The organism is Polaromonas potterensis, from assembly GCF_033446725.1.
Taxonomy (GTDB): Bacteria; Pseudomonadota; Gammaproteobacteria; order Burkholderiales; family Burkholderiaceae_C; genus Polaromonas.
Genome location: NZ_JAWQLX010000021.1, coordinates 1 through 1,439, shown reverse-complemented (window position 1 = coordinate 1,439; position 1,439 = coordinate 1). Strand labels below are relative to the sequence as shown.

General features: G+C 60.3%; 1 protein-coding gene. It reads left to right on the top strand.

The window, feature by feature from the left end:
* Nucleotides 1–97: 97 nt before the first annotated feature.
* Entirely contained in the window at nucleotides 98–1,426 is a 1,329-nt protein-coding gene (locus tag R6254_RS21900) for an IS4 family transposase (RefSeq protein ID WP_318409802.1), read from the top strand.
* Nucleotides 1,427–1,439: the final 13 nt, after the last annotated feature.

Here is a 1,439-nt window from a genome sequence, read left to right as displayed (position 1 = left end):
CAATGCCGCTCAGTTAAGCAAAGGTCTTTCGAGGCCTTTGTTGTTTGTACAGTTCAGGGCTAACAAGAAGACTGCGCGATGAGCCAGTCAATGGCCCATGCTGTACGAAGATCTGAACGAAACCCATCAACACGCCACGCCTGAGCACTGGGGCGTCGTACAACGTAGCCTGCCCCAACAGTGGATAGAGCAAGCCCTACAAGCCAGCGGGGTGACCACGCTGCGTAAAAGGCGACTGCCGATGGAGCAAGCCGTGTGGCTGGTGCTGGGGGTGGCGCTGCTGCGTGACAGGTCAATTCTGAGCGTAGCCGAAGCGCTGGAGGTGGCCATTCCTGCCCAAGGAGCCGTCTCGTCAATCAGCTCCAGTGCACTGAGCCAGGCCCGTCAGCGCCTGGGCAGCGAACCCTTGCAGTGGCTGTTTCGACACAGCGCTGCGCATTGGGCTCACCGGGAGGCTGGACGCCATCGCTGGCAGGGCTTGTCGCTGTACGCCCTGGATGGGGTGGTTTGGCGTACACCGGATACGGCAGATAACCGGCAGCAGTTTGGCGGGCAGCGCAACAGCGATGCACATCAAAGTGCCTTCCCACAGGTCCGCATGGCGTGCTTGCTGGATGCGCGGGCACGGCTGTTAGTAGATGCCTGCCTGGATGCTTACGACACCAGCGAGTACACCTTGGCACAGCAGTTGTGGCCACAGTTGCCGGCTGACGCTTTGGTGATGGTGGACAAAGGCTTTTACTCTGCAGGTCTGCTGTGGCCACTGCAACACCGACAAGGGCGCCATTGGCTGATTCCGGCCCGCGCCGGGCTCAGAGGGGAGGTGGTGCACACGAACGGTCCTGGCGACGTGTGTTTACGCATGAAGGTGTCGCCCCAGGCACGTAAGAAAGATGGGGAACTGCCGCTGACGTGGGAGGTGCGAGCGATCACCCGTGAACTCGACGGCAAACCGCGCACCGTCCTCACCTCTTTGGCAGACCCTGTGCGCTACAACGCTGACGATGTGTTTGCGCTCTACCATGAGCGCTGGGAAATCGAGTTGGCCTACGGCGAAATGAAGACCGACATGTTGCGCCAGGCCATGACGCTGCGCAGCCAACAACCCGATGGCGTCAAGCAGGAGCTGTGGGCGACCTTGCTGATGTACAACCTGATCCGGCTGGAGATCACGAGCATTGCCGATGAGGCCAAGGTAGCTCCGTGTCGCATCAGCTTCATCGCCGCCTTGCGCTACATCGTGGACGAGTGGTTGTGGAGCTCAATGAGCCGCACACCGGGCGCCATTCCCGCCAAGCTGGCCAACATGCGCCAGAACATTCGTCGATTTCTTCTACCCCCGCGTCGATCCGAGCGACGCTATGCCCGTACAGTTCGAGCCTCCAAGACCCGCTATCCCATCAAAAAAAATGCCGCTCAGGCTTAACTGAGCGGCATTG